Source organism: Streptomyces sp. BoleA5, assembly GCF_000373665.1.
In the GTDB taxonomy this organism is placed as follows: Bacteria; Actinomycetota; Actinomycetes; order Streptomycetales; family Streptomycetaceae; genus Actinacidiphila.
Genome location: NZ_KB892113.1, coordinates 191,015 through 215,937 on the forward strand (window position 1 = coordinate 191,015; position 24,923 = coordinate 215,937).

At 72.2% G+C, this 24,923-nt stretch carries 25 protein-coding genes; 18 read left to right on the forward strand and 7 right to left on the reverse strand.

The features are described from left to right. Window positions 1-96: 96 nt before the first annotated feature. A complete protein-coding gene (locus B085_RS0125155) occupies window positions 97-1,602 on the reverse strand; it encodes a chitinase (protein WP_018561372.1) in 1,506 nt (501 codons plus the stop codon). A gap of 231 nt (window positions 1,603-1,833) precedes the next feature. Here B085_RS0125155 and B085_RS43700 point away from each other — a divergent pair, with 231 nt between their 5' ends. The 12 genes from B085_RS43700 to B085_RS43710 all read left to right on the forward strand — a co-directional run bounded on the left by B085_RS43700 (window position 1,834) and on the right by B085_RS43710 (window position 11,810). Continuing rightward, the gene (locus tag B085_RS43700) at window positions 1,834-2,727 is read left to right on the forward strand and encodes a hypothetical protein (RefSeq protein ID WP_018561373.1); all 894 of its coding nucleotides are present in this window, start codon (window positions 1,834-1,836) and stop codon (window positions 2,725-2,727) included. Between the two features lie 12 nt (window positions 2,728-2,739). Beyond that, entirely contained in the window at window positions 2,740-3,453 is a 714-nt protein-coding gene (gene cpaB, locus B085_RS0125165; RefSeq protein ID WP_026251416.1) for a Flp pilus assembly protein CpaB, read from the forward strand. Further along, window positions 3,450-5,015, forward strand: a complete 1,566-nt coding sequence (locus B085_RS0125170; RefSeq protein ID WP_018561375.1) for an AAA family ATPase — start codon at window positions 3,450-3,452, stop codon at window positions 5,013-5,015. Before cpaB ends, B085_RS0125170 begins: the two co-directional genes overlap by 4 nt. Next, window positions 5,012-5,407, forward strand: coding sequence for a TadE/TadG family type IV pilus assembly protein (locus B085_RS0125175; protein WP_018561376.1), 396 nt, complete (start codon window positions 5,012-5,014; stop codon window positions 5,405-5,407). Before B085_RS0125170 ends, B085_RS0125175 begins: the two co-directional genes overlap by 4 nt. Further along, window positions 5,404-6,741, forward strand: a complete 1,338-nt coding sequence (locus B085_RS0125180) for a CpaF family protein (RefSeq protein ID WP_018561377.1) — start codon at window positions 5,404-5,406, stop codon at window positions 6,739-6,741. The genes B085_RS0125175 and B085_RS0125180 overlap by 4 nt, the downstream gene beginning before the upstream one ends. Beyond that, window positions 6,738-7,676, forward strand: coding sequence for a type II secretion system F family protein (locus tag B085_RS0125185; protein ID WP_392610137.1), 939 nt, complete (start codon window positions 6,738-6,740; stop codon window positions 7,674-7,676). The genes B085_RS0125180 and B085_RS0125185 overlap by 4 nt, the downstream gene beginning before the upstream one ends. Before the next feature lie 19 nt (window positions 7,677-7,695). Then, window positions 7,696-8,580: a DUF5936 domain-containing protein gene (locus tag B085_RS0125190; RefSeq protein WP_026251417.1), complete on the forward strand. Its 885-nt coding sequence runs from the start codon at window positions 7,696-7,698 to the stop codon at window positions 8,578-8,580. A gap of 279 nt (window positions 8,581-8,859) precedes the next feature. Next, the gene (locus B085_RS49515; RefSeq protein WP_037732388.1) at window positions 8,860-9,063 is read left to right on the forward strand and encodes a hypothetical protein; all 204 of its coding nucleotides are present in this window, start codon (window positions 8,860-8,862) and stop codon (window positions 9,061-9,063) included. 32 nt (window positions 9,064-9,095) lie between these two features. Next, window positions 9,096-9,650: a pilus assembly protein TadG-related protein gene (locus B085_RS49520; protein WP_267881098.1), complete on the forward strand. Its 555-nt coding sequence runs from the start codon at window positions 9,096-9,098 to the stop codon at window positions 9,648-9,650. 14 nt (window positions 9,651-9,664) lie between these two features. After that, on the forward strand, window positions 9,665-10,240 hold the full coding sequence (locus tag B085_RS0125205) for a hypothetical protein (protein WP_018561382.1): 576 nt from the start codon (window positions 9,665-9,667) through the stop codon (window positions 10,238-10,240). A 3-nt stretch (window positions 10,241-10,243) separates the two neighbouring features. Continuing rightward, a complete protein-coding gene (locus B085_RS0125210) occupies window positions 10,244-10,897 on the forward strand; it encodes an OmpA family protein (RefSeq protein WP_018561383.1) in 654 nt (217 codons plus the stop codon). A 412-nt stretch (window positions 10,898-11,309) separates the two neighbouring features. Continuing rightward, a complete protein-coding gene (locus B085_RS43710) occupies window positions 11,310-11,810 on the forward strand; it encodes a DUF3592 domain-containing protein (protein ID WP_158689822.1) in 501 nt (166 codons plus the stop codon). On the opposite strand, the gene B085_RS0125220 is transcribed toward B085_RS43710, so the two are convergent. After that, entirely contained in the window at window positions 11,807-12,241 is a 435-nt protein-coding gene (locus B085_RS0125220) for a DUF192 domain-containing protein (protein WP_018561385.1), read from the reverse strand. The two genes, B085_RS43710 and B085_RS0125220, sit on opposite strands and share 4 nt — an antisense overlap. A gap of 47 nt (window positions 12,242-12,288) precedes the next feature. Between B085_RS0125220 and B085_RS0125225 the strand changes: the two genes are divergently transcribed. Beyond that, window positions 12,289-13,002 (forward strand): prepilin peptidase, encoded by a 714-nt coding sequence (locus B085_RS0125225; RefSeq protein WP_018561386.1) that lies wholly within the window; start codon window positions 12,289-12,291, stop codon window positions 13,000-13,002. A 32-nt stretch (window positions 13,003-13,034) separates the two neighbouring features. On the opposite strand, the gene mgrA is transcribed toward B085_RS0125225, so the two are convergent. Then, window positions 13,035-14,075 carry an L-glyceraldehyde 3-phosphate reductase gene (mgrA, locus tag B085_RS0125230; protein ID WP_086020731.1) on the reverse strand — a complete coding sequence of 347 codons (1,041 nt, stop codon included), beginning with the start codon at window positions 14,073-14,075 and terminating at the stop codon, window positions 13,035-13,037. A 110-nt stretch (window positions 14,076-14,185) separates the two neighbouring features. Between mgrA and B085_RS0125235 the strand changes: the two genes are divergently transcribed. The 4 genes from B085_RS0125235 (at window position 14,186) to B085_RS0125250 (ending at window position 19,217) form a co-directional block, all read left to right on the forward strand. After that, a complete protein-coding gene (locus B085_RS0125235; protein WP_018561388.1) occupies window positions 14,186-14,959 on the forward strand; it encodes an isoprenyl transferase in 774 nt (257 codons plus the stop codon). A 439-nt stretch (window positions 14,960-15,398) separates the two neighbouring features. Then, entirely contained in the window at window positions 15,399-16,718 is a 1,320-nt protein-coding gene (locus B085_RS0125240) for a PhoH family protein (protein ID WP_018561389.1), read from the forward strand. A gap of 398 nt (window positions 16,719-17,116) precedes the next feature. After that, on the forward strand, window positions 17,117-17,785 hold the full coding sequence (locus B085_RS0125245; RefSeq protein WP_018561390.1) for a transglycosylase SLT domain-containing protein: 669 nt from the start codon (window positions 17,117-17,119) through the stop codon (window positions 17,783-17,785). A gap of 112 nt (window positions 17,786-17,897) precedes the next feature. Then, complete coding sequence (locus tag B085_RS0125250) at window positions 17,898-19,217, forward strand: AI-2E family transporter (RefSeq protein WP_018561391.1); 1,320 nt, start codon at window positions 17,898-17,900, stop codon at window positions 19,215-19,217. 325 nt (window positions 19,218-19,542) lie between these two features. Here the strand turns inward: B085_RS0125250 and B085_RS0125255 are convergent, their stop codons facing one another. Together B085_RS0125255 and B085_RS0125260 are read right to left on the reverse strand one after the other, a co-directional pair. Then, entirely contained in the window at window positions 19,543-20,079 is a 537-nt protein-coding gene (locus B085_RS0125255) for an alkyl hydroperoxide reductase (protein ID WP_026251418.1), read from the reverse strand. 2 nt (window positions 20,080-20,081) lie between these two features. Further along, window positions 20,082-20,636 carry a peroxiredoxin gene (locus B085_RS0125260; protein ID WP_018561393.1) on the reverse strand — a complete coding sequence of 185 codons (555 nt, stop codon included), beginning with the start codon at window positions 20,634-20,636 and terminating at the stop codon, window positions 20,082-20,084. Between the two features lie 295 nt (window positions 20,637-20,931). On the opposite strand from B085_RS0125260, the gene B085_RS0125265 reads away from it, so the two are divergent. After that, window positions 20,932-21,834, forward strand: a complete 903-nt coding sequence (locus tag B085_RS0125265) for a hydrogen peroxide-inducible genes activator (protein ID WP_018561394.1) — start codon at window positions 20,932-20,934, stop codon at window positions 21,832-21,834. Window positions 21,835-21,852: 18 nt separating this feature from the next. Here the strand turns inward: B085_RS0125265 and B085_RS0125270 are convergent, their stop codons facing one another. Together B085_RS0125270 and B085_RS0125275 are read right to left on the reverse strand one after the other, a co-directional pair. Continuing rightward, window positions 21,853-24,246 (reverse strand): FtsX-like permease family protein, encoded by a 2,394-nt coding sequence (locus B085_RS0125270; RefSeq protein WP_018561395.1) that lies wholly within the window; start codon window positions 24,244-24,246, stop codon window positions 21,853-21,855. Beyond that, window positions 24,243-24,908 (reverse strand): ABC transporter ATP-binding protein, encoded by a 666-nt coding sequence (locus tag B085_RS0125275; RefSeq protein ID WP_199789237.1) that lies wholly within the window; start codon window positions 24,906-24,908, stop codon window positions 24,243-24,245. The genes B085_RS0125270 and B085_RS0125275 overlap by 4 nt, the downstream gene beginning before the upstream one ends. Between the last annotated feature and the right edge of the window lie 15 nt (window positions 24,909-24,923).

Below are 24,923 nucleotides of genomic sequence, written 5' to 3' on the forward strand. Positions count from 1 at the left end.
GTTCGCCGCCGGCCTGGCGGCGGCCGGCGGGACACCGCACCCCCGGGGGACGGGACCTCTCCCGGGGGTGCGGTGCGTCGGTGACGGTCCCGCCGGTTACGGCAGCCCGTGCACGTGGGGGCCGACGGTGTTCGAGAAGGCGTTGCCGTTCGTCGCGTCCCAGTTGGTGGACCAGGTCATCGCGCCGCGCAGCCCCGGCCAGGTCGTGGGGGGCTTGAAGGAACCGCAGTTGGTGCCCTTGGTGAGGCAGTCCAGGGCGTTGTCGACCACGGCAGGCGCCACGTAGCCGCTGCCGGCCGCCCGGGTCGAGGCGGGCAGGCCGATGCCCACCTGGGAGGGCGAGAGACCGCTCTGCAACTGGATGCAGGCCAGCGCCGTGATGAAGTCGACCGTGCCCTGCGCGTACACCTTGCCGTCGCAGCCGTTCATGGTGCCGCTGTTGTAGTACTGGGTGTTGACGACGGTCAGGATGTCCTTGATGTTCAGCGCGGTCTGGAAGTAGCCGAAGGAGGTCGACTGCATGTCGATGGTCTGCGGGGCCATCGTGATGACCAGCCCGGAGCCGGCCTTGGCCGAAAGGGAGCGCAGCGCCTGCGTCATGTAGGTCGCGTTGATCCCGTTCTCCAGGTCGATGTCGACGCCGTCGAAGCCGTACGTCTGCATCAGCGAGAAGACGCTGTTGGCGAAGTTGTTCGCCGAGGCGGAGTCGCTGACGCTGATCGTGCCGTTCTGGCCGCCGACCGAGACGACGACCTTCTTGCCGGCCGCCTTCTTCGCCGCGACGTCCGCCTTGAACTGGCTGACCGAGTAGTCCAGCGCCGGGTCGAGGGTGAAGGAGACCGCGCCCGGCGTGGTCGTGGCGTCGGCGAACGACACCGCGATGATGTCGTACTGGCCCGGCACCTGGGCGATGGTCTGGACGGCCGCGCCGTTGGCGAAGTTCTGCCAGTAGCCGGTCAGTACGTGCTTGGGCAGCGAGCCGCCGCCGGTGGGCGTGGGCGTGGGCGTCGGTGTGGGTGTGGGTGTCGGAGTCGGCGTCGGGGTGGGGTCCGTCGGCGTCGGGGTCGGGGTGGGTGTCGCGGTGCCGGGCGCGCCCAGCAGGCTCACGTCGTCGGCGAGGAAGGCGGGCTGGGCGTACCAGCCGTGCACGTAGACCGTGACCGAGGTGGTGGTCGCTCCGGTGGTGAAGCCGGTGGACAGCTGCTGGTACGAGGACGCCGACGGAGTCCAGGTGGAGACCTCGGTCATCCCGCTGCCGGTCGCGCCGAGGTAGACGTAACTGCCCTGGACGAAGGCGCTCAGCCGGTACGTGGAGCCCGGCCGGACGCTGATCGTCTGCGAGCAGCGGGCGTTGTCCGAGGAGGACGGGGTGGCCTGCAGGGCCTTTCCGCCGCCGTGCACCGGGCCGCTCACGGCCGCGCCGCTGGAGGCGGTGCAGGTCCAGCCGGACAGGCCGCTCTCGAAACCGCCGTTGGTCACGAGGTCGGGGTCCGCGGCACTGGCGCTGCCGGACGTGGCGACGAGCCCCGCCACCGCGAGGGCGGCGGCGCCGACGGCCGCCGCGGCTCTGAGGGCGGTGCTCCGTGGGCGTGCGTGTTCCACTACTGCCTCCTGGGGGCGAGGAGTTGGGCGGGTACGCGAGTGGCCACTCTTGTGTGGACGCAGTTTGGTCCAGACCAATCCTGTGGTCAATACCTCTGCCGGCGTGCGTAGTCCCGCGTCCCGCGGGTACCACCGACTTCATCAACTGTTCGGCGACTTTCCGCACTGCTCCGGCTACGCAGGGATAAGCTCTCCGGGCAGGGACTGGGCGGGAGTTCCGGGAGGTCGCGGGTGTCGAGCGTCATAGCGGTCACGGCGGACGATCTCGCGCTCCCGCTGGAGCAGCACGTGATGCGCACCGCCGCGGCCCTGGAGGCCCACGGCCACCTCGTCGTACTCGTCCCGCCGGAGCCCACCGATCCCTTGCGCCGCCGCGTCCACACCGTGCGCGCGGCCCTGGAGGCGGACCGGGTGGCGATCGTCCCGGTCGACCTGCCGCCGCTGGCCGCCCTGCTTCTGGCCGAGCAGTTGCGCCAGCTCGCCGCCACCGACCTCGGGCCCGGTGTGCTTGCCGGTGCCGCCCGGCTGCTGTCGCACTACCTCCACTCCGGCGCCCTGCTCGGCTCGGTCTCCCGGCTCGACCGGGTGGACGTGCCCGTCGGCGCGCACCTGAAGTCCCTGGTGCCCGGGCGCCACTTCGCCGTCCTCGCGCACCCCGACCCGCACCTGTCCGAGGCCCGGGCCGACGCCGTGCCGGCCGGGCCGGCGTTCCTGACCCAGCTCGCCGTCGCCCACGGCCACGGCGTCGACGCCGGCTGGGTCACCGGGCCGCTGGCCCGCGCCTGGCGGAGCCTGCACGTGCGGGAGGTGCCGCTGCCGGCGGACTCCGCGCGCTGGTGGGGCACCGGCAGGCTCGTCGAGTTCACCGCCTACATCGCCGACGTGGGCGTGCTGTACCAACTGGTCACCTCGGTCCGCCGGGACACCTGCGGCTGGTGCGGGCTGGCCGTCATCGGCGACCGCTGCCTGTTCTGCTCGGCCACGGTGGACGGGCAGCAGCGCGTCCGGCCCCCCGAGCGGCCGCGTCAGGTCGTGCACCCCGGCCCCCGCGCGCCCTCCCTGGCGCCCAGGGCGTCCCCGGCCCCGCAGGTATCCCCCCACCACCACTCGGCACTTGAGCGATAGGGCCCCACCTCTATGAACTCACGTCAGCGTCGCGGCGTCGTCCTCCTCGTGGTCTCCGCGCTGTGCGCGCTCGCCGCGTTCGCCGGGGTCGTCAGCGTCATCGGGGACGCCCGCTCCCAGGTCGGGCCGAAGGTGACCGCGTACCGGCTGGCCGCGGACGTGCCCGCGTACGAGGCCGTCGGCCGCGGCCAACTGCAGGCGGTCCGGATACCCGAGCGGTGGCTGCCCGCCACCGCCGTCCGCGACCTCGGCCGGCTGGACGGCAAGATGGCCGCCGTCCCGCTGCACCGCGGCTCCCTGCTGCAGACGGACATGGTCGCCGAACGGCCCGCGCTGCGGGCCGGGCAGATGGAGATCGCGATCATGATCGACGCGGAGACCGGCGTCGCCGGGAAGATCACCCCGGGGGCGAGGGTCAACATCTTCGCCACCTTCGCACCGCGCAGGGACACCGACCCCGAGGTCTCGAAGATCATCGTCGCGGGCGCCCGGGTCATCGACGTCGGCGAGATCAAGGCCTTCGACACCGGGGCCGACAACCGCCGCGTCAGCAGCCAGGGAGTCCCCATCACCTTCGCCCTCGACGCCGCGGACGCCCAGCGGGTCGCCTTCGCCGAGTCCTTCGCCCGGCACGTACGCCTTGCCCTCGTCGCCCCGGGGGACGCGACCGCCCCCGCCGAACGGGACCGCACCTACACCCTCGCCCGCGACGGAGCCGCCTCGTGACCGGCGTACGCATCCTGTCGGGCACCCCCGACCCCGACACCGCCCGGGCCCTGACCGGCGTGCTCCACCAGTTGCCGGGAGCCGAACCAGGGCCGGCCCTGCCGGACTCCACCACGCTGCTGGACGTCCTCGCGCGCGCCGCCGAGACCGGGATCGACGAACTGCCCGAGGTCGTCGTCGTCCACGACCGCATCACACCGGTGCCCGCGCTCGAGGTCATCCGCGAGATCGCGCTCCGCTTCCCCGCGGTCGGCGTCATCCTGCTCACCGCCGACCCGAGCCCGGCCGTCCTGTCCGGCGCCATGGACGCCGGGGCGCGCGGCGTCGCCGGGGTGCCGCTGTCCTACGACGAACTCGGCACCCGCGTCGAGGCGGCCGCCGCCTGGGCGGCCGGCGTACGCCGCCACCTCAGCCCCCAGCAGCCCGCACTGGCCGCCGTGCCCGGGGGCAGGCTGGTCGCCGTGGCCGGAGCGAAGGGCGGGGTCGGCACCACCGTCGTCGCCGTCCAGCTCGCCCTCGCCGCGCAGGCCGCAGGCAAGTCCACCGCCCTGGTCGACCTCGACCTGCAGGGCGGCGACGTCGCCTCCTACCTCGACGTCCAGTTCCGCCGCTCCGTCGCCGACCTCGCGGACATCGCCGACGTGACCACCCGCGTGCTGCAGGACGCGATGTACGCCCACGAGTCCGGGCCCGCGCTGCTGCTCGCGCCCGGGGAGGGCGAACGCGGCGAGGAGGTCACCGACCGCGCCGCCCGGCACGTACTGCACGCGCTGCGGCAGCGGTACGAGGTCGTGGTCGTCGACTGCGGCACCCAGATGACCGGCGCCAACGCGGTCGCCGTCGAGACCGCGGACACCGCGCTGCTGGTCACCACGCCCGACGTGGTCGCCGTGCGGGCCGCCAAGCGCATGGTGCGGATGTGGGACCGGCTGCAGATCCGCAAGCCCCAGGACGTCGTCGCCGCCGTCAACCGGCACACCCGCGGCAGCGAGATACAGCCCTCGCTGATCGCCCGGATCACCGGCACCCGGATCGCCTCCGCCGTGGTCCCCGCCGCCTTCCGGGAACTGCAGTCGGTGGTGGACGCCGGACGGCTCCAGGACCTCGACAACCGCTCCACCGTCAAACAGGGCGTGTGGACGCTCGCCGCGGAGATCGGCCTCACGGGACCCGGGCAGGCCGTGCCGGCCCGCCGGGGCCGCCGCGGCCGCGGCGAACAGGGCCAGGTCACCCTGGAGACGCTCGGCATGACACCGCTGATCCTGCTGGTGCTCGTCCTGGTCTGGCAGGCGGTGCTGACCGGGTACACCTTCACCCTGGCCGGCCACGCCGCCGACCGGGCCGCCCGCGCGGCGGCGGTCGGCGAGGACGCCCGGGCGGCGGCCGCCGAGGACCTGCCGGGCGCCTGGCGGATCGAGGACTTCGGCACCACCGGGGCCGACGGCATGGTCGGGGTCACCGTGGGCCTGAAGGTCCCCGTCCTCTTCCCCGGCGCGATCGACTTCCCGCTGACCGTCCACGGCCACGCCTCGGCCGTCGACGAAGAGGCGGTCACACCGTGACGGCCCGCGCCCGCCCCCGCCCCCGCTCCCGCGACCGCGGCAGCGCCTCCCTGGAGTTCCTGGGGATGCTGCCGATCCTGCTGCTGATCGCCCTCGCGGGCGTGCAGTTGGGCCTCGCCGCCTACACCGCGGCCCAGGCCGGCACGGCCGCCCGCGCCGCCGCGCGCATGGCGGCGCTGCACGACCCCCCGGTGAGCGGCTCCGTCGCGGGCACGCAGGCGGTCAGCTCCTGGCTGCAGGACGGTACGCGGATCGGCACCACCGGCGGCGGGGACTCGGTGCGGGCGACGGCGACCGTGGAGATCCCGTCGGTGCTCCCGGGCCTGCGCCCCGGCTCCGTCACCCGGACCGCCACGATGCCCAGGGAGGACGACGAAGGGGCCGACGAATGAGCCTGCGCGACCGTATCGCCGCGAACGAGGACACCGCCCCGCAGACGCAGGAGGGCCACCTCGTCGCCGTCTACCGGGCCAAGCTGCTCCAGGAGATCGACCTCGCCGAGATGTCCTCCCTCGCCGCCGCCGAGCGCCGGGTGCGCCTGGAACGCGTCCTCGGCCACATCATCAGCCGCGAGGGCCCGGTGCTCTCCACCAAGGAGCGCGCCGGCGTCATCCGCCGCGTCGTGGACGAGGCCCTGGGCCTGGGCATCCTCGAACCGTTGCTGGAGGACGCCTCCATCACCGAGATCATGGTCAACGGCCCGGACCGCATCTACATCGAGCGGGCCGGCCGGGTGGAGCCCGTCGCCGCCCGGTTCAGCAGCCCCGAGCAGCTGCTGCAGACCATCGAACGGATCGTGTCGACCGTCAACCGCCGGGTGGACGAGTCGAACCCGATGGTGGACGCCCGGCTGCCCTCCGGCGAGCGCGTCAACGTCATCATCCCGCCGCTGTCGCTGACCGGCCCCGTCCTCACCATCCGCCGCTTCCCGCGCGCGTACGCCCTGCACGAGCTGATCGGCCTCGGCACCCTCGACGAGCACATGCTGATGCTGCTCTCCGCGTTCGTGCGGGCCAAGTTCAACATCATCGTCAGCGGCGGCACCGGCTCGGGCAAGACCACGCTGCTCAACTCGCTGTCCGGGCTCATCCCGGACGGCGAGCGCATCATCACCGTCGAGGACGCCGCCGAACTCCAGCTCCAGCAGGAGCACGTCGTACGTCTGGAGAGCCGGCCGCCCAACGTCGAGGGGCAGGGCCGGATCACTATCCGCGACCTCGTGCGGAACTCGCTGCGCATGCGCCCTGACCGGATCATCGTCGGCGAGGTCCGCGGCGGCGAGACCCTCGACATGCTGCAGGCCATGTCGACCGGCCACGACGGCTCGCTGGCGACGGTGCACGCCAACTCCGCCGAGGACGCGGTGCTCAGGCTGCAGACGCTGGCCTCCATGTCGGAGGTGAAGATCCCCTTCGAGGCGCTGCGCGACCAGATCAACAGCGCCGTCGACGTCATCGTCCAGCTGCGCCGCGACGTCGACGGCACCCGCCGGATCGCCGAGATCGCCGTGCTGTCCTCACGCGGCCGCGACACCTTCCGGCTGACCACCGCGAGCCGCTTCCGCGCCGAGCCGATGGGGCCCGACCGGATCGTACGGGGGTGGTTCCACCACCAGCCCGTACCGCGGGAACTTGCCGAGCGCTTCCACCTGGCGGGCGAGTCCGTCCCGGCGGCGTTCGGGATCGGCGAGACGGAACTGGAGCTGTCGAGCAGGGAGGCGAAGTGAACACGCCAACGATGGCCCTGGCCGTGCTCGGCGTGACCGGCCTCGCGCTGGTACTGGGCGTCTGGGGCCTGCACGCCTGGAGAGGCGGACGTGCCGACCGCGCCGCGCTCGTCGACCGGCTGGCCGACGTCCCGGCCGCGGAGCGGCATGCGGTGCCCTTCGCCGGCCTCGACCGGCGGGTCCGGCGCACCGACTGGGGCCGGCGGCTGGCCGCGCGGCTCGCCGCCACCGGCACCGGCCTGACGCCGGGACAGTTCACCGCGGCCGCCGTCGGCGTCGTCGGCGGCGCCTGGCTGGTCGCCGACATCGTGCTGGCGCCCTTCTTCGGGCCGATCGCCGCGCTCCTGGCGGCCTGGGCGGTCAGCTCCTTCCTCGGGTGGCGGCGACGGGTGCGTACCGAGCGCTTCATCGCCCAGCTGCCCGAACTCGCCCGCGTCCTGGCCAACGCCACCCAGGCCGGGCTCGCGCTGCGCACCGCCGTCGGCATGGCCGCCGAGGAACTGGAGGCCCCGGCCGGCGAGGAACTGCGGAAGGTCGCCGACGCCATGACGCTCGGGCACTCCATCGAGGACGCCATGGCAGAACTGCAGGAGCGGCTGCCCAGCCGGGAACTGGTGGTGCTGGTCACCACGCTCGTCCTGTCCTCCCGGGCCGGCGGCTCGGTGGTGGAGTCGCTGCGCAACCTCACGGTGACGCTGGAGGAGCGCAAGGAGACCCGGCGCGAGGTCCGCACCCAGATGTCCCAGGTCACGGTCACCGCGTACGCCGTCCCCGTCATCGGCATCGGGTCGCTGCTGCTGCTCGACCGGATCATGCCCGGCTCCCTGGGCGCGATGACCGGCTCCGGGGCCGGGCGGATCGCCGTCCTCGTCGCCCTGGGCCTCTACGTCGTCGGCTTCGCGCTCATCCGCCGCATGTCGCGGATCGACGTGTGAGGGGGGTGGAGGAACGTTGATCGCCGTCGCGCTGGCCGCCGTCGCCGCCCTCGGAGCCGTGGGCGTCTGCTACGGCATCGGCCTCTACCGCTCCGAGGTCAAACTGCCCGGCGACCTCCAACTGGCCCTGGAGGTCGGACGGACCCGCACCACCAAGGTCGGCAACGCCGTCGACCGCCTCGGGATGCGCTGGGCGCCTCTGGTGCTGCGTCTCATGGGCCCCGCCCGGGTCAACCGGATCCGCACCCGCATCGACCACGCCGGGCACCCCTACGGCCTCACCGTCGACCGCTACGCCGCCCGGCGCGCCGTCTACGGCGCCCTCGGAGCCCTGGCGGCCCTGGTGCTCCTCCAGGCCGGCCACTGGTTCGCCGCCCTGCTGATGGTCGCCTACGGCCTCGGCTGGACGGACCTCGGCATCCGGCTCGCGGTCCGCAGACGACGCGACGAGATCGAGCGCACGCTCCCGGACTTCCTCGACGTCCTCGCGGTGGTGGTGAGCGCCGGCCTCGGCTTCCGCCAGGCCCTCGAACGCGTCGCCTCCGTCTACAAGGGGCCCTGGAGCGACGAGATCCGCATCGCCCTGCGTCAGATGGACGTCGGCGTCAGCCGCCGAGACGCCTTCGACCAGCTGCGCAGGCGCAACGGCAGCGAACAGGTCGGGCAGTTCGTCACCGCCCTGCAGCAGGGCGAGGAGCTGGGAGCGCCCATCGCCCGCACGCTGCTCCAGATCGCCACGGACATGCGCCGCACCGAGGCCCAGAACGCCCGCCGTCGCGCGGCCCGCACCGTGCCGCGCGCGACCGGTGTGGTCACCACGCTCCTCGTCCCCGCGACGATGATCCTGCTGATGACGGGCACGATCCTCGGGTCGCGCATCAACTTCGGCGACCTGCTGGGGTGATGGGGGTGACGGGGTGGTGAACGCATTCGCGGTGCGGGTGATGGGTAGTGACGGGAGCCGTCATATTGGGTGCGGAGCCCAGGGTTGCGGTGTACATTTGCAGTCGCAACCATATTTGCACCTGCAATCAGGCGCGAATCGCAGCGGGTTGAGCCGATGGGAGGCGGTGCGCCGTGGACCTCACCGGCACCGCGACCGCCCGCGGCGATAGCCAGACCCCGGCCGACGCAAGGGGCGCGGCCGGCGCACGTCTCGTGACTACGGTTTGGGGCACGGAAGATGAGCAGGTGGGTTGTGAAGCGACTGACCGCGCTGCGCACGCGTGTGCGCCTCCGCGGCGACTCGGGGCAGACGTCGTTCGAGTACCTGGGCATCGCGGTGGTGATCGCGGTCATCATCGGTGTGCTGGCGACGACGGACATCGGACAAGCCGTGAAGACGGGCATCCTGAGCGCGATCACCAGGATTGTCGGAGGGGGCTGAACGGGCGAGCCCACGGGGACGGTGGCCAGACCCTGGGTCTGTACATCGTTGCCGTGGGAGCGCTCTTCTTCCTGGCCTTTGCGTTCTTCGCAGTCGGGCAGGCCTCCGTAGTGCGCAACAGCGCACAGACGGCCGCGGACGCCGCGGCGCTGGCAGCGGCCCGGGAAACTCGCGACAGCGTCCGGGACGACTTCCTCGATGCGTTGGAGGACGGCGATCTCGACGAGTTGGATGATCTCCTGGCGGGCAGCGGAATGAGCGGAGCGAGTGCCTGCGGTGCGGCAGGTTCCTATGCTGCGCAAAATGACGCGGACCTTGAGGGATGCACTCTCACGAGCGGTCCCAACGGTGCCACCGTGGCGCTGAGGACGCGGGGTACCGTCGGCGACTCCGTCATCGACGGGACGCAGGACATGCACGCGCGGGCGACCGCCACCGGTGTCGTGGAAGCCCGTTGTTCCGTCAAGGACAAGGCTGGTGACTCGATCTCGTTCACCTGCAGCCAGGGTGACCTGACGGTGGACGCCACCGCCGACGACTTCGATCTGAACCTGGCGGAGTTCTACTCCGTCCATCTCAGCGAGTGAGGAACGGGGGACTGATGCGTATCCAGAAGCTGGGCCCGGCGGCGGTCGTCGTCGCTGTGGTCCTCGCCGCGGCGCTGTCCGGGTGCGGCGGTGGTGGCGACGACGGCAAGGCCAGCCCCACATCGTCCGCGAACAAGACAGCTCCGAGTAGTGCGGACAAGCCGAGAGGGACTCCTTCGGACGATCCGACCGAGGTCTTGGCCCAGATGAAGGGTGAGGGGGGCATCACGGTCACCCTCAACGAGGTCACGCGGGACTCCGGCGGCTTCGTCACGGTCAAGGGCTCGCTCACCAACGACGGCACCGAGATCTTCAATGCGATCTCCTGGGTGGGGCCTGAGGTCGCCGTGCAGAAATCCGGCGCCTCCGTCGCCGGTGCCGTGCTGGTCGACGCGGCCGGCAAGAAGCGCTACTACGTGCTCCGGGACACCGAGGGCAAGTGCCTGTGCACGATGGGCCTCACCCTGATCAAGCCCGGCGAGACGCGGCCCCTGTTCGCCCAGTTCCCGGCACCGCCGGAAGGCACCACCGAGATGGAGTTCCAGCTGCCGACGATGCCCCCGGCCAAGATCACGATCGCGGAGGGGTGAACCGTGCACCGTCCCCGTCCGCACACCCGCCCCGGCGTCGCGGTCGTGCTCGGCCTCGCGCTCGTGCTCACGCCGCTCACCGCCGCGAGCGCGCGGGCGGACGACGACCCGACGGCGCAGCCCACCCCGTCCGCGCCCGTGAAGGTGGACGCGGACGACGAGGACCTGCAACTGCCCGAGGGGGCGACGCTGGCACCGCCGAAGGTGCTGGACATCGTCTCCGTGACCGACGCGTCGTCCTCCGAGAACGCCTCCGCCGACGACGGCGAGGAGCGGCACGAGGAGTCGAATTCGTCCGTCACCTACGCCCTCCAGTCGGACGTCCTGTTCGGCAAGGACAGCGCCAAGCTGAACGCTGCGGCGACCGCCCGGCTCAAGGCCATCGCGGCCGACATCGACGCCAAGGGCGTCACGCAGCCGATCCGTGTCTTCGGCTTCACGGACGACCTGGGTTCGTACGAGCACGGCAAGGTGCTGTCCAAGAAGCGGGCCGACGCCGTCTACAAGATCCTCGCGGAGGAGTTGGGCTCGCTCGGCAGCTCCGGCCACGCCTTCCAGGTGCGCGGGTACAGCGAGGACTACCCGATCGCGGACAACTCCACCGAGGCGGGTCGCAAGCAGAACCGCCGCGTGGAGATCACGTTCCGTCCCTCGTAGCGCGCCGGGCCGCGGTCAACAGAACGGCTCACCTGCACGGGTACGGCCCGGTGACGGAGTCCTTGAATTCCGTGCCGAGGACCCGGTGCGTTCCGTGACGGAGCGTGTGCGGTGCGGATGTGGCGCGAGGGGGCGAGTCGTGTCATTCGCGGCCATTCGGACTAATCGCCCACCGTTCGCGCAACTTCTTCGGGGGAACCTTCACATCTCCCTCATGACCTTGGACCGGGAGAGCGGTTCCGGCGCGGTACCTTGGAAACCCCCCCCTCGGGCCGGTCCGCTCTCCCCCCCTGCGGACCGGCCCGTCTTCTTTGCCCCCCGCGCCCCGCTCCGGCGGGAACCGCCCGGGCGTGCCGGGTGTCTCCGTACGACGACGGGGGCGTGCGCCCCCTCGCAGTGACGGGGGATGCCGATGGACGCTGCGATACCGGTGGTCTTCACCTTGGTGGCCGTGCTGATCACGCTCGTACCGCTGGCGATCGCGGTACGCGCCGGCCACCGCCTGCTGTGGATCCGGCGGGCCGTGCACGGCGGGTCGCGCGCCGAAGGGCGTTGCGTGCGGGTGTACACGACTGTGGGCTCGACGAGTGAGGGCCCGACCCGCTCACGGCAGCACTTCGTCTTCGAGTTCCGCACCGCCGACGGCCGCGACGTGCGCTTCGAGGACCCGGGCGCGCCGGGCACGACGATCGAGGGCGACCGCCTGACGGTCGCCTATGTCCCCGGGGCGCCGGAGCGGGCGCTGGTCGTCCCGGCCGGCTACCGGGTGCCGTACGGCCAACTCGCGCTGACGCTCGCGTTCCTGGGGCTCTTCGTCGCCGTGGGCATCGTGCTGGTCGTGGGTGGTGTGCAGTTCGCCGACGCCTTCGGCGGCGTCTCCGACCCCGCCGGCTTCGGGGGCGAGGGCTTCTAGGCCCCGGACCGGTGTCCGGCCGCCCCGTCCCGCCCCGCCTGCTTCTCCACGGTCACCTCCGTACCCGGCACCAGGCCCCAGGCCGCCATCGCGCCGGCCTCCGCCTCCAGCACGTGACGGGCCCGCAGCCGCGGGCGGCCGAGCCGGCCCGGCGGCATGGTGCGGACGGCGAGCACCCGCAGCCGGCGGTCGAGGTAGGCGACGTCGATGGCGAAGCGCATGCCCAGGGTGTGCACGCTCGCGGCGGGAGTGAGCAGCAGCGCCCCGGCGATGCCCGTACGGCCCAGCAGCCCCCGGGTGCGGGCCCGGTAGGAGGCCGCGATCTCCAGCGGTATCCCCGCGCCGTCCGCCCGTCCCGCGCCGTCCGTGGCCCCGTCCGTGGCCCCGGCGAGGCGCAGCAGCCCGGTCCCGTCGCGGCGGAGGTCACCCATGCGGCTCACGTCCCTTCGCGTGGTGCGCCCGTGTACGGTCGGGCGCGATGCATGTCTATCCGATCGCCGCGGCCGTCGTGTGGGGAACCGTCACGGGGCTCGCCCTGCCGCGCGCGGCGTACCGCCTGTCCGTCGCGCCGGAGCGGCCCCGGCTGGACCGGTGCCCGGCGGACCTGCCCTATCCGGGCGGATGGCGCGGCTGGGCGGGGCCGGTGCGCAACGCCGGGCACCCGGCGTCCGGTTGGCGCTCCGCGCTGCTCACCGCCGTGGTCTGCGCGGCGGTGGCGACGGCGACCGGGCCGCGGCCCGAGCTGACGGTGTGGCTGCTGCTCGTCCCGCTCGGAGTGCTGCTCGCCCGCGTCGACCTGACGGTGCTGCGGCTCCCGGACGTGCTGACACTGCCCGCCGCCGCTGGGACGGCCGCGCTGCTCGGGGCGGCCGCACTGCTCCCGGGCCACGAGGGCTCCTGGCCCCGGGCGCTGCTGGGGGCGGCCGCGCTGGGCCTGTTCTACCTCGCCCTGCACCTGGTCAACCCGGACGGCATGGGCTTCGGCGACGTCAAACTCGCCCCCACCGCGGGCCTGGTCCTCGCCTGGTACGGCTGGGGGACGCTCGCCGCCGGCACCTTCGCTGCCTTCGGGCTGGGCGCGGTCACGGGCCTGGTGCTGCTGGCGGCTCGCCGCGCCGGGCGCCGGACGCCGCTGCCCTTCGGGCCGTTCATCCTGGCCGGCGCCCTGGCCGGACCGCTGCTGCCGTCCTGACCAGGGCGCCCGCCGACGTCACGCGTCGCTTGTCACGCGTCGCTGCTGCGGGACCAGAGGTTGACGCCCGACTCGAGGGCGAACTCGTCGATCTGGGCGAGCTCCTCGGCCGTCAGCGGGGCGGCGCCCACCGCGGCGACGTTGGCCTCCAGTTGGGCGACGCTCGACGCCCCGATGAGCGCGGAGGTGATCCGCCTGTCGCGCAGCACCCAGCTCAGCGCGAGCTGCGCCAGCGACTGGCCGCGCCGGGAGGCGATGTCGTTGAGGCCGCGCAGCCGCCGCACGACCTCGTCGGTGATCAGGGTGGGGTCGAGGGACTTGCCCTGGGCGGCCCGCGATCCCTCGGGGATGCCGTTCAGGTACTTGTCCGTCAGGAGGCCCTGGGCCAGGGGGACGAAGGGGATGCAGCCCATGCCCTCCTCGTCCAGGACGTCCAGCAGCCCGTCGTCCTCGACCCAGCGGTTGATCATCGAGTACGAGGGCTGGTGGATCAGCGCCGGCACACCCATCTGGCGCAGCAGTCCGGCGGCCTCGCGGGTGCGCTGCGCGCTGTACGAGGAGATGCCGACGTAGAGCGCCTTGCCCTGGTGGACGGCGGACGCGAGGGCGCCCATCGTCTCCTCCAGCGGGGTGTCGGGGTCGAACCGGTGCGAGTAGAAGATGTCGACGTAGTCCAGGCCCATCCGGCCCAGGGACTGGTCGAGCGAGGAGAGCAGGTACTTGCGGCTGCCCCACTCGCCGTACGGGCCGGGCCACATGTCGTACCCCGCCTTGGTCGAGATGACCAGTTCGTCGCGGTACGGCCGGAAGTCCTGGGCGAGGATGGTCCCGAAGTTGCTCTCGGCCGAACCGTAGGGCGGGCCGTAGTTGTTGGCCAGGTCGAAGTGGGTGACGCCGAGGTCGAAGGCGCGGCGCAGGATGGCGCGCTGCGAGTCGAGGGTGCGGTCGTCACCGAAGTTGTGCCAGAGCCCGAGCGAGATCTCGGGGAGCTTCAGGCCGCTGCGGCCGGTACGGCGGTACGCCATGGCGTCGTAGCGCTCGTCGGCGGCGCGGTAGAGAGAACGAATATCCACAGAAACGGTCCTATCACGACGGTGGTCCACAGCCTCGCACCCGGTTCGGCGGCCCGCAGACGCGCGCAGTAGGGTGGCGAAGGGGTGACGACCGCAGGAGGGGCCCGCCAATGAATCTGCGCGACCTGGTACGTCTGAGGTTGACCGACCTGTACGCCCATCGTGTGGAGCGTCGTCTCGACCTGGCCCAGGCCCCGAAGCACATCGGCGTCATCCTCGACGGCAACCGCCGCTGGGCCAAGGCCGCGGCGCGCACGACCGAGCAGGGCCACCGGGCCGGCGCGGACAAGATCACCGAGGTCCTCGGCTGGTGCGAGGAGACCGGCGTCGGGGTCGTGACGCTCTGGCTGCTCTCCACGGACAACCTCGACCGCCCGGCGGAGGAGCTCGTCCCGCTGCTCGGCATCATCGAGGACGCGGTCAGCGGCCTCGCCGCGACCGGCCGCTGGCGTGTCCACCACGTCGGCGCGAAGGACCTGCTGCCCGCCCGCACCCAGTCCGTCCTCAAGGAGGCCGAACAGGCCACGGAGGGCGTCGAGGGCATACTCGTCAACGTCGCCGTGGGCTACGGCGGCCGCCAGGAGATCGCCGACGCGGTCCGCTCCCTCCTCCACGAGCACGCCGGCCGCGGCACCTCCATCGAGGACCTCGCGGAGATCCTCGACATCGACCACATCGCGGAGCACCTCTACACCCGCGGCCAGCCCGACCCCGACCTCGTCATCCGCACCTCCGGCGAGCAGCGCCTGTCGGGCTTCATGCTCTGGCAGAGCGCGCATTCGGAGTACTACTTCTGCGAGGTGTTCTGGCCGGCGTTCCGCCGGGTGGACTTCCTGCGGGCGCTGCGCGACTACGCGGCGCGGCACCGGCGCTACGGGTCCTGAGCGCGGGACCCCGGCTTCGGGTGTCACCCGAACGGCGGTACCGGGGAGAGATGCGCCACACCGTGGTCGCGGTGAACGGCGGAAGGCGCGGTGGCCTGATTACGTCCCGGCGAAGGGCGCGGGAACGCGCGGCGACGGGACGGCAAGGGTAGGGCCCGGGCCAACACCTGTCATATGCAGTCGCATAGGCCTTCACTTTCGAGGGAATAGACCCGTCAGACCGACATCCGGCCCATGGATGTCGGACAGAAGCGGACGGCACCTGGCCCGTCCGCCCGGGAGGCCCATTGCTCACGGACGTGCCGTTGTCAACCCTTGACTCGGACGGCATTGACCGCGTCGACTCGAAGGGCCGCGGTCCGGCCCTTCTGGTCGGTCCCGGCCCTGTCCCGCGCGACGCCGTCGCACCCGCACCTCTTCCGAGGGGGTTCGTCCACACGTGGTGACCAGCAAGAATCGCCGTGAGCACGACCGGCGCACTTACGTACTCGACACCAGCGTGCTGCTTGCCGACCCGCATGCCCTCCTCCGCTTCGACGAGCACGAGGTGGTCCTGCCGGTCGTGGTGGTGACCGAGTTGGAAGCCAAACGCCACCACCCCGAGCTCGGCTACTTCGCCCGCCAGGCGTTGCGGCTGCTCGACGAGTACCGGATCCGGTACGGGCGGCTGGACGCACCCATCCCGATCGGCGAGCTGGGCGGCACCCTGCGCGTCGAACTGAACCACTCGGACCCGGGCGTGCTGCCCGCGGGGTTCCGGCTGGGCGACAACGACTCGCGGATCCTCGCGGTCGCCCGGAACCTCCAGGCCGAGGGGTACGACGTCACCGTCGTCTCCAAGGACCTGCCGCTGCGCGTCAAGGCCTCCTCCGTCGGCCTGCTGGCCGAGGAGTACCGGGCCGAGCTGGCGATCACCTCCGGGTGGACGGGCATGCACGAGCTGCAGATCGCGGCCGAGGAGGTGGACGAGCTCTTCCAGTCGGAGACCGTCGACCTGCCCGACGTGGAGGGGCTGCCGGTGCACACCGGTCTGGTCCTGCAGTCCGAACGCGGCAAGGCGCTCGGCCGGGTGACGGCCGACGGCCGGGTCCGGCTGGTGCGCGGCGACCGGGAGGCCTTCGGCATCCACGGCCGCAGCGCCGAGCAGCGGATCGCGCTGGACCTGCTGCTCGATCCGGACGTCGGCATCGTGTCGATGGGCGGCCGGGCCGGCACCGGCAAGTCGGCGCTGGCGCTGTGCGCGGGGCTGGAGGCGGTGCTGGAGCGTCAGCAGCACCAGAAGGTCATGGTCTTCCGGCCGCTGTACGCCGTGGGCGGCCAGGAGCTCGGCTACCTGCCGGGCTCGGAGGCCGAGAAGATGAGCCCGTGGGCCCAGGCGGTCTTCGACACCCTGGGCGCGGTGACGTCTAAGGAGGTCATCGAGGAGGTCGTGGCGCGCGGCATGCTGGAGGTCCTGCCCCTCACGCACATCCGGGGCCGCTCCCTGCACGACGCCTTCGTGATCGTCGACGAGGCGCAGTCCCTGGAGCGCAACGTCCTGCTGACCGTGTTGTCCCGAATCGGGCAGAATTCCCGGGTCGTCCTGACCCATGACGTCGCCCAGCGCGACAACCTGAGGGTGGGTCGGTACGACGGCGTGGTCGCCGTCGTCGAGAAGCTCAAGGGCCACCCGCTCTTCGCGCACATCACCCTGACCCGCTCCGAGCGCTCGCCGATCGCCGCGCTCGTGACGGAGATGCTGGAGGACGGCCGGGCGTAACAGGCGAGTTGGACGGTCCGCTAGGCTGCTGCGCCGCAAGGGCGCAGCAGCCTAGCGCCGTCCGCGGAGGCTACGGATGCGTAACGGAAATTTCTGTGGCCCACGTGGCGTGTGAGCTTTGACACGCAACGGGGAATTGCGTTGACGCGTCCGGCTACGGCAGGCTGTCGGTTCTGTCAGGCCCCCGCCCTCGGCACACCCGTACCCGCAAACGTACGGAACCTCAGAACTGAACAGCGTTCGCCGTGGGCCGCCCGAGTTGAATCAGCGGACTCCCGCCCCGTCGGGGGGAGCCCCACCGGGCCAGTGCTTCTGTGACCGGTGCAGTAGGAGCCAGTGCGAAGGGGCACGATCGCGTCCGCGAGGTCACCAAGCGGGCGACGCTGGAAGGAAACCGTGTGAGCCGGATCTCGGTCCGGGGATTCGCGGTGGCTTCGGCCACTGCGGTCACCACTGTGGGCGCCGTCGTCGGTGTCGCCTCCGGCAGCGAGGGCGTCGTACAGCCCGTCGCCGCCGCCGATGCGCCGACCGTCCTCGCGGACATACCCGCGGGACAGCAGGTTCAGCAGGCTTCCCTGACCCAGCAGGTGCAGGCGCAGTCCGACGCCGCCGACGCCGGGGCCAAGAAGGCCGCCGAGGAGTCGGCCCGCAAGCAGGCCGCCAAGGACGCCTCTGCCCGCAAGAAGGCGGAGGAGAAGGCCGAGGCCGAGCGCAAGGCCAAGGAGGCCTCCCGCGCCGCCGAGCGCGCCGCGCTGGTCGTCAAGGCCTCGTACACCGTCGCCGAAGTCCAGGCCATGGCGCAGGGGATCATCGGCGACGCCTCCCAGTACCAGTGCTTCTCCAACATCGTGACCCGTGAGAGCGGCTGGAACTACACCGCGACGAACGCCTCTTCCGGCGCCTACGGCCTCGTCCAGGCCCTGCCCGGCTCCAAGATGGCCTCCGCGGGCGCCGACTGGCGCACCAACCCCGGCACCCAGATCAAGTGGGGCCTCAACTACATGAACGTCCGTTACGGCAGCCCCTGCGGTGCCTGGTCGTTCTGGCAGGCCAACCACTGGTACTAGGCCGCCTGTCCACAAAACGCCGACGAGCCCCCGACCCCTTGAGGGATCGGGGGCTTGTTGCGCGTACGGTGGTGCGGTCGGACAGGCCGGGGGGCGGGGGACAGGGGAAGTGATGTCGGAGAAGCGCCAATGGGGCTCCGGGCTGGCGTCGGAGCTGGCCAAGCTCGCCGGGAGGCTGGAGGAGCAGCGCCGTGCCGCGGCCGCGGGCGCCCGCGAGGAGGCCCGCCGCCAGGAGGAGCAGATCGCGCGCCGGCACGTGCCGCGGGCCTCCGGCCCCGGCGACCCGGTCGCCCAGGTGCCGTGGAGCATGCGGGTCGCCGCCGAACTCGCCTGGCGGTTGCTGGTGCTGGCCGGCACCGTCTGGGTGCTGATGCGGGTGATCGGCACGATACAGCTCGTCGTCCTCGCCTTCGTCGCCGCGCTCCTGATCACCGCGCTGCTGCAGCCCTTCGTGGGCCGGCTGAAGCGGATGGGGGTGCCGCGCGGGTTCGCCACGGCCATCGTCTTCATCGGCGGCTTCGTGATGATGGGCCTGGTCGGCTGGTTCGTGGTCTGGCAGGTCATGGAGAACGTCGACAACCTCTCCAACAGCCTCCAGGACGGCGTCACCGAGCTGAAGCGCTGGCTGCTCAACAGCCCGTTCCACGTGACCGAGGACCAGATCAACCAGATCGCCAAGAACCTCCAGGAGGCGATCGGCACCAACTCCAAGGCGCTGACCGACGCCGGGCTGCAGGGCGTCACCGTCGTGGTGGAGATGCTGACCGGCATCCTGCTGGCGATGTTCAGCACGCTGTTCCTGCTCTACGACGGCCGGAACATCTGGAACTGGTTCCTCAAGCTCTTCCCCGTGGCCGCCCGCGACGGGCTCGGCGGCGCCGGGCCGCGCGCCTGGCGCACGCTCACCCTCTATGTGCGCGGCACGGTGATAGTGGCCCTCATCGACGCCATCTTCATCGGCATCGGCATCTTCTTCCTCGGGGTGCCGATGGCGGTGCCGCTGGCCGTGATCATCTTCCTGGCCGCGTTCGTGCCGCTGGTCGGCGCGGTCGCCTCGGGCGCCATCGCGATGGTGGTGGCGCTGGTGACGGAGGGTCCGTTCACGGCGCTGATGGTGCTCTTCGTCGTCCTGCTGGTGCAGCAGATCGAGGGCCACATCCTGCAGCCGTTCATCCTGGGCCGGGCGGTGCGGGTGCACCCGCTCGGTGTGATCCTCTCGGTGGCGGCGGGTTCGCTCATCGCCGGGATCGGCGGGGCGGTCGTCGCCGTGCCGCTGGTCGCGGTCGCCAACACCGTCGTCGGCTACCTGCGCGCCCACGCCCGGGAGTCGGCGATGGCCGACGAGCCCCCGCCGCACGGCGCGACGGCCGCCGAGGTGGCGCCGGTCGGCGCGCCCGGGCTGCCCGACGGCACGCCGGAGGGGACCGCCTGACGGCGTGACACCCGGTGCCGCGGCCGCCCCTCGGGGCGGCCGCGCGCGTGCGCGCTCCCCGGGAATCGCACCGTGACCGGCGCATGGGACGAGATGTTCGAGCGGCCGGGTGCGGCCAGGACCGCCCCGGCGGGTCAGGGCACTGGAGGCCTGCCTCGCCGACGCCTACGGCCCGGCCCGCGCCTTCGAGGACGGCGTGGTCCCCGGCGGCTGCCGCAGTCCCCGCACTTCCACCGGGTTGTCAGGCGTCGAGCGCGGTCGCCCGGCGCCTGACAACCCGAGGGCCCGGCCACCGCAAGGGTGGCCGGGCCCCGGGGAGCACGCGTCACGCGTCGGCGAGGACCGCCTCGGCGTCCAGGGTCGCCGCGACCGCCTGCACGACGGCGGCGATCTTGAAGGCCTCCTGGACCGTCTCGCGCTCGACACCCGCCGTGCGCAGCACCTGCTCGTGCGAGTCGAGGCACATCCCGCAGCCGTTGATCGCCGAGACCGCCAGCGACCAGAGCTCGAAGTCGGTCTTGTCGACGCCCGGGTTGCCGATGACGTTCATCCGCAGACCGGCCCGCAGGTTGCCGTACTCCGGGTCCGACAGCAGGTGCCGGGTCCGGTAGTAGACGTTGTTCATCGCCATGATGGCGGCGGCGGCCTTGGCGGCCTGGTACGCCTCCGGCGAGAGGTTCTGCCGGGCCTCGGGCTCCAGCGCGCGCAGCACGATCGCGGAGCGGGAGGCGATGGCGGTCGCCAGCACCGTGCCCCACAGCTGCTGCTGCGGGAGCTCGGAGTTGCCGATCACGGAGCCCAGGTTGAGCTTGAGGTCCTTGGCGTAGTCCGGCAGCGCGGACTTCAGCTCATCGAGCGCCACGGTCACTCACCGGCCAGCAGCTTGACGACGTCGAGGGTCTCGTCGCCCTTCTTCCAGTTGCAGGGGCACAGCTCGTCCGTCTGCAGCGCGTCGAGGACCCGCAGGACCTCCTTGGGGTTACGGCCGACGGAGCCGGCGGTCACCATGACGAACTGGATCTCGTTGTTCGGGTCCACGATGAAGGTGGCGCGCTGGGCGACGCCGTCCTCGCCGAGGATGCCGAGGTCGGTGCACAGCTCGCGCTTGATGTCCGACAGCATCGGGAAGGGCAGGTCGCGCAGGTCCTCGTGGTCCTTGCGCCAGGCGTGGTGCACGAACTCGGAGTCCACGGAGAAGCCGAGGATCTGCGCGTCACGGTCGGCGAACTCGTCGTTCAGCTTGCCGAACGCCGCGATCTCCGTCGGGCAGACGAAGGTGAAGTCCTTCGGCCACGCGAAGTAGACCTTCCACTTGCCCTCGTACGACTTGTGGTCGATCTGGGCGAAGGCCTTCTCCGGGTCGAGGTCCACACAGGCGGTCAGTTCGAACGTGGGGAACTTGTCACCGACGGTGAGCACGCGCACTCCTTGTGAGGGTGGGGAGCCGGTTGCGGGGTGGCGCACCGGTCCCTTGTCTGGTCCCGATCACCCTGCCATGCGCCCTTTGATCAGTGAAATCGCCGCAGCGGGTGGCATTGATCGGCCGCACTTATCGATCCATGAGGTCGCTGCGGAGAGTGACGGCTTCGGCTAGGGTCCGCGGCCGCCTGGGCCCCAGGCCATTGATCGGCTGCGCGACTAGACTGGAGCTTCTTGATCGGAGGCGGTTATCGCCAGTCAGCGCGCGACCCAGCGCCAGCCCAGTCTGTCCCAGTTGCGGGCCTTCGCGGCGGTCGCCGAGCACCTGCACTTCAGGGACGCGGCCTCGGCGATCGGGACGAGCCAGCCGGCGCTGTCCGGGGCGGTCGCCGCGCTGGAGGAGACGCTCGGAGTGGTCCTCGTGGAGCGCACGACCCGCAAGGTTCTGCTGACCTCGGCGGGGGAGCGCGTCGCGGTCCGGGCGCGGGCGGTGCTGGAGGCGCTCGGCGACCTGCTGGACGAGGCGGAGGCGGCGCGCGCGCCCTTCACCGGGGTGCTGCGCCTCGGGGTGATCCCCACGGTCGCGCCCTATCTGCTGCCGACCGTGCTGCGGCTGGTCCACGACGCGTACCCGGAACTCGACCTCCAGGTGCACGAGGAGCAGACGTCCTCGCTGCTGGACGGCCTCGCGGCGGGCCGCCTCGACCTGCTGCTGCTCGCCGTCCCGCTCGGTGTTCCCTCCGTCGCCGAACTACCGCTCTTCGACGAGGACTTCGTCCTGGTCACCCCGCGGGACCACTGGCTGGCCGGACGGACGGACATCCCGCGGGAGGCCCTGCGGCAGCTGGACCTGCTGTTGCTGGAGGAGGGCCACTGCCTGCGCGACCAGGCGCTGGACGTCTGCCGGGAGGCGGGCCGCACGGAGGGGGCCACCGCCACCACGACCGCGGCGGGACTGTCCACACTGGTACAACTGGTGGCCGGCGGGCTCGGGGTGACGCTGCTTCCGCGCACGGCGGTCCCGGTGGAGACCGGACGCAGCGCGGACCTCGCCACGGGGTACTTCGCGGACCCGGCGCCGTCGCGGAGCATCGCGCTGGCGATGCGCGCGGGCACCGCGCGCGCGGAGGAGTTCGAGGCCTTCGCCTCCGCGCTGCGCGGTGCCCTGAAACCGCTTCCGGTGCGGTTCGCCCGCTGACGGGCGAACCGCCCGGGGTCACTCGGTGCGCAGCCCGTCCGGCCGCATCATGCGCCACAGCGGCGGCATGGCCAACAGGGTCACCAGCAGGACGACCCCCGCGGCGATGCCGCTCATCGCGGCGACGCTGCCCCAGGCGAGGTCCAGTGGCGCGCCGACCATTTTCAGCAGGGCGGCGCCCAGCCCGGCACCGCCGACGACGGCCAGGGCCATACCGAGCGCGACCGGGAGCGCGGTCTGCCACAGCACGGAGAGCCCGAGCACCGAGCGCCGGGTGCCGAACGCGACCAGGACCGCCAGCAGCTTCCTGCGCTCGCGCAGCTGCTCCAGCATCGAGACGAGCAGGCTCGCGCCGATCAGGCCCAGGGTGGCGGCAGCGCCGACGAGCAGGCCGCGCCGGATGTTGGCGAACTTCGAGTCCTCACTCTTCGCCTGGAGCTGGAACACGTCGGCCCAGAGGTCGAGGCGATCCGTGGTGTTGCGGATCTGCTCGACCGCGTCCGGCACGTGCGGGTCCGTCCGGAGCATGACCTTCGCCTCCGGGCTGCGCAGCGATGCCACGTCCAGAGCCCGGGGGGTGGCCAGCACACCCGACTCGTAGTCGCCGTCCGGCGCGGTGATCGAGGTCACCTTGCGGGCGCCGGCCGGCACGGTCCACAGACGAGGCGTGCCGGTGTAGTGCTCGCCCGGCGGCGCGTTGAGGTCGATCGCCTGACCCGGCCGCACGAACGAGTCGGCGTCGCCGACGACGTGCGGGTCGTCGGCGAGGAACACGTCGCCGTCCGCGCAACCGCGACTGAGGTCCACCAGCTGGCGCAGGGTGGCGCAGTCGGCCACCAGGACCGGCGCGAAGTGCAGGTCGGCCGTGGACTTCTTGGTGGAGGTGTCCGCCGGCACGGCGTACGAGGAGAGGACGGTGAGCGTGCCCCGCACGCCCGGGGTGGCGGCGAAGGCCTGCTCGACCCGGTGGCCGTCGGCTCCGCTCGCGACGCTCAGATTGGCGACCACCTGCGCCCGGTGCGGATCCATGCCGGAGTCGCGGACGAAGTCGCTCTGCACCCCGCTGAAGAGGGTCTGCAGGGCGATCGCCCCGGCCACCGCGGCCGTCACGCCGCTGACCATGCGGGCCGAGGCGCTGCTGTGGAGCTGGATCCGGCGGGTGGCCAGCTGCCACGCCACCGGGCCGCCGCGGAGCCGGCCGACGACCGACTCGACCACCCAGGGGAGCAGGGCGGTGAGCCCCACGAGCAGCAGGACCACACCGGCGGTCACCTGGTACGCGTTGACGTTGCTCTCGTTGCGGATCGCGCCGAACAGCGGGGCCAGCAGCCCGACGCCGGCCAGCGGGATCAGCAGGCGCCACCAAAGGCGCCGCGGTCGCGCCGTCGCGTTGCGCACGACGCCGAGCGGCTCGATGGCGATGCCGCGCATGGCCAGCAGGGTGACCGCGACCGCCGCCGCCGGCACCGCCAGGCCCACGAGCAGGGCGAGGCCGATGCTCGGGGTGATGTCGGAGGGGTACACGCTGACGTCGTACAGCGTGACGTCGGCCGCGAACTGCCGGGTGCCGAGGAACAGCGCGGTGCCGACGGCCAGTCCGAGCAGGGAGCCGAACAGCGCCTCCCCGGCCGCGACCCGCCGGGTCATCCGGCTGTCCGCGCCGACCAGCCGCAGTGCGGCCAGCCTCCGGTCCCGGCGTTCGCCGCCGAAGCGGACGGCGCTGCCGATGAAGACCGCGACCGGGAGCAACAGCACCACGAAGATGATGATCACCAGCAGGGACAGCACGCCCCCGAGCGGCTCCGGCTTGACGGAGCCGCGTCCGAAGTACGGGATGCGGGTGGCGTTGCCCGTCGAGCCGTCGGCCGACCGCGCGACGAGCTTGTCGCTGCCCGCGTAGTAGGCCATCTCGGCGGGGCCGACCAGGCCCTGGTCGCCGATGACGCCGGTGATCCGGTAGTGCAGGCGTTCGCGCAGCAGCTTGCTGCCGGGCTGCTCGAGCAGCTTCTGCAGCGCGGGGGAGACGACCATCTCGCCGGCGGCGGGCATCTTCGTGAGGCCGGGCGGCAGTGCGGGCCGGTCGCCTTCGGCCTTGAGGAGCAGGCCCCGGATCTCGTCCTCACGGAAGGTGGTGTTCGCCACGGCGAACAGCACGGTGCTCGCGCTGACCTTGGGCGGCTCCTTGAACCAGGAGTAGTCCCGCTCGTAGCCGCGGTCGCTGCGGGCGCCCAGCATGGCCGGGACGGAGGCGGACACCAGCAGCAGTGCCACGCCGAGGCCGACGCCGACGGCGGTGAGCGCGGTACGGGTCCAGCCCTCGCGTCCGCCGGTGGTGGCGAAACGCAAGCCCAGGCCCACATCGCGGACCCAGCCGGACAGGGTGCCGCCCCGCGTCGTGGTTCCGGAACTCATGCCACCTTCTCCAGGTCGCGGGACTTGCCGTCGCGCACGACGACCTCGCGGTCGGAGTAGGCGGCCACCCGCGTCTCGTGCGTGACGAGGACGACGGCGGCGTCGGTGTCGCGGGCGGCGTCGGTGAGCATGCGCATCACGCGCTCGCCGTTGAGGGAGTCCAGGGCGCCGGTCGGCTCGTCGGCGAAGATCACCCGCGGGCCGGTGACCAGGGCCCGGGCGACCGCGACGCGCTGGCCCTGGCCGCCGGAGATCTCGCCGGGCCGCTTGCCCGCCAGTTCGTCGACCTCCAGCCGGGCCAGCCACTCCGAGGCCCGGGCCTCGGCCTCCTTGCGCCGGGTCCCGTTCAGCCGCAGGGGCAGCGCGACGTTCTCCACGCAGGTCAGCTCCGGGACGAGCTGGCCGAACTGGAAGACGAAGCCGAACTCGCCGCGGCGCAGCGCGCTGCGCTCGGCGTCGCTCATCGCGGTCAGGTCGCGTCCCCGGTACAGCACGCTGCCGGAGTCCGGCCGGACGATGCCGGCCAGGCAGTGCAGCAGCGTCGACTTGCCCGAGCCGGACGGCCCCATGACGGCGACCACCTCACCGGCGCGGATCGCGAACTCCGCGCCGTCCAGGGCGGGGGTCGGGCCGTACGCCTTGTGCAGGTCGACGGCTTCCATCAGGTTGTCCGTGGT

Coding starts and splice junctions, on each gene's coding strand:
- B085_RS0125275 (WP_199789237.1), bottom strand. CDS start 24,908: ATGGAAGCCGTCGACCTGCACAAGGCGTACGGCCCGACCCCCGCCCTG.
- B085_RS0125205 (WP_018561382.1), top strand. CDS start 9,665: ATGCGTATCCAGAAGCTGGGCCCGGCGGCGGTCGTCGTCGCTGTGGTC.
- B085_RS0125220 (WP_018561385.1), bottom strand. CDS start 12,241: ATGGGTGACCTCCGCCGCGACGGGACCGGGCTGCTGCGCCTCGCCGGG.
- B085_RS0125250 (WP_018561391.1), top strand. CDS start 17,898: ATGTCGGAGAAGCGCCAATGGGGCTCCGGGCTGGCGTCGGAGCTGGCC.
- cpaB (WP_026251416.1), top strand. CDS start 2,740: ATGAACTCACGTCAGCGTCGCGGCGTCGTCCTCCTCGTGGTCTCCGCG.
- B085_RS0125235 (WP_018561388.1), top strand. CDS start 14,186: ATGAATCTGCGCGACCTGGTACGTCTGAGGTTGACCGACCTGTACGCC.
- B085_RS49515 (WP_037732388.1), top strand. CDS start 8,860: ATGAGCAGGTGGGTTGTGAAGCGACTGACCGCGCTGCGCACGCGTGTG.
- B085_RS0125270 (WP_018561395.1), bottom strand. CDS start 24,246: ATGAGTTCCGGAACCACGACGCGGGGCGGCACCCTGTCCGGCTGGGTC.
- B085_RS0125180 (WP_018561377.1), top strand. CDS start 5,404: ATGAGCCTGCGCGACCGTATCGCCGCGAACGAGGACACCGCCCCGCAG.
- B085_RS0125225 (WP_018561386.1), top strand. CDS start 12,289: ATGCATGTCTATCCGATCGCCGCGGCCGTCGTGTGGGGAACCGTCACG.
- B085_RS43710 (WP_158689822.1), top strand. CDS start 11,310: ATGGACGCTGCGATACCGGTGGTCTTCACCTTGGTGGCCGTGCTGATC.